The following is a 1248-nucleotide window of genomic DNA, read 5'->3' as shown; positions in this document are numbered from 1 at the left end:
CTTATCACGGTAAATCGGCTTATCGCTAAACTCAACTTCTTCACGTCGATACATTTCTCCAACCTCCTTCTTTATTTCAAAAGTAGAAATTTCTACTTTTGAAAGGTATATATTTCTACTTATGTTTTTTGTACTTATGTTCTATTTATTCACTTTCAAAACTATATTCTATTTGTTAAATTAAAATTAAGGAGGTGCTTTATGCACTTAGATAAACATATTAAAGACTTTTTTCACCTAGTAAAAATACAGCAAATTGAGATTTACAATGAATTTTCTTTGCAACACGAATTAGGCGTATATTTGCGTAATCATCTTGATTCTACTTTTAAAATTCAATTCGAAAGAAATATTCGTTTCTTTGGGATTCAAGAAAAGTTAATTAAAAAAGAATTGGATATAGCAATCTATAATTCACAAACAAATGAAAAATATGCTATCGAACTTAAATTCCCCAAAAATGGGCAGCATCCTGAATCAATGTTTAGTTTTTCTAAAGACATTAAATTTATGGAACAAATAAAAGAACATGGTTTTACTAATACATATGCTGTAACCTACGTCGAAGATAAATTATTTTATAAGGGTTCCAATACTAGCGGTATCTATGCATATTTCCGTTCGGGTCATTTACTTCACGGTGAAATTATTAAACCTACAGGAAAAAAAGATGAGCATTTTTATATTAATGGTTCATATCAAATAAATTGGACAAGTTTAGATAACGATGCTTGTTATTATATAGTTACGATTTAATACTTAACAAAAGTAGAAATTTCTACTTTTGTTAAGTATATTTTTATTTACTAAGCTTAATCGTTGCACCTTCCACTCGCTTACCGTCCTCATCTAGTTCATACAAAGTGATGTTCTCTTTATCGTGCTGTTCAATTTCATAGAAATAATCTCTTTTTACTTCTCCATCTTTTTTATCAACAATATGCAATTGATTTCCTTTTACTTCCCATTCATAAGAAAATTTCATAGCTCCAAAATCCATTGTTAACAAATCATTGTTTTTAAAATCAAAAGAGCCTGCTACACCATCAGATCCGTTTGCATCCCATTCACCCTCTAAATTCAATTGACTATCCCCACACGCTGCTAATAAAAACGTTAATAATACAATAGGTAACACACGCATCCACTTCATCACCTTAGCCTCCTATCTATTTTAAAAGTCGCATCATCGAAATACGGGTAGCTGACTTACCAAGAGAAATCCCGCCTTTTGCACCTCCACTTGAA

2 protein-coding genes are annotated in these 1248 nt (G+C 30.7%); one reads left to right on the top strand and one right to left on the bottom strand.

The genetic code is table 11. From position 1 onward, the window contains the following. Nucleotides 1-201 precede the first annotated feature (201 nt). Nucleotides 202-756, top strand: coding sequence for a hypothetical protein (locus tag QI30_RS19360; RefSeq protein WP_126992116.1), 555 nt, complete (start codon nt 202-204; stop codon nt 754-756). 43 nt (nt 757-799) lie between these two features. Here QI30_RS19360 and QI30_RS19355 read toward each other — a convergent pair whose 3' ends face one another. Beyond that, nucleotides 800-1153, bottom strand: coding sequence for a hypothetical protein (locus tag QI30_RS19355; protein WP_126992107.1), 354 nt, complete (start codon nt 1151-1153; stop codon nt 800-802). Between the last annotated feature and the right edge of the window lie 95 nt (nt 1154-1248).

It is taken from the genome of Candidatus Kurthia intestinigallinarum, from assembly GCF_003991225.1.
In the GTDB taxonomy this organism is placed as follows: domain Bacteria; phylum Bacillota; class Bacilli; order Bacillales_A; family Planococcaceae; genus Kurthia; species Kurthia populi.
Note: the sequence above shows the minus strand (reverse complement) of the source record. Positions and strands in the feature narration are given on the sequence as shown.

Coding starts and splice junctions, on each gene's coding strand:
- QI30_RS19360 (WP_126992116.1), top strand. CDS start 202: ATGCACTTAGATAAACATATTAAAGACTTTTTTCACCTAGTAAAAATA.
- QI30_RS19355 (WP_126992107.1), bottom strand. CDS start 1,153: ATGAAGTGGATGCGTGTGTTACCTATTGTATTATTAACGTTTTTATTA.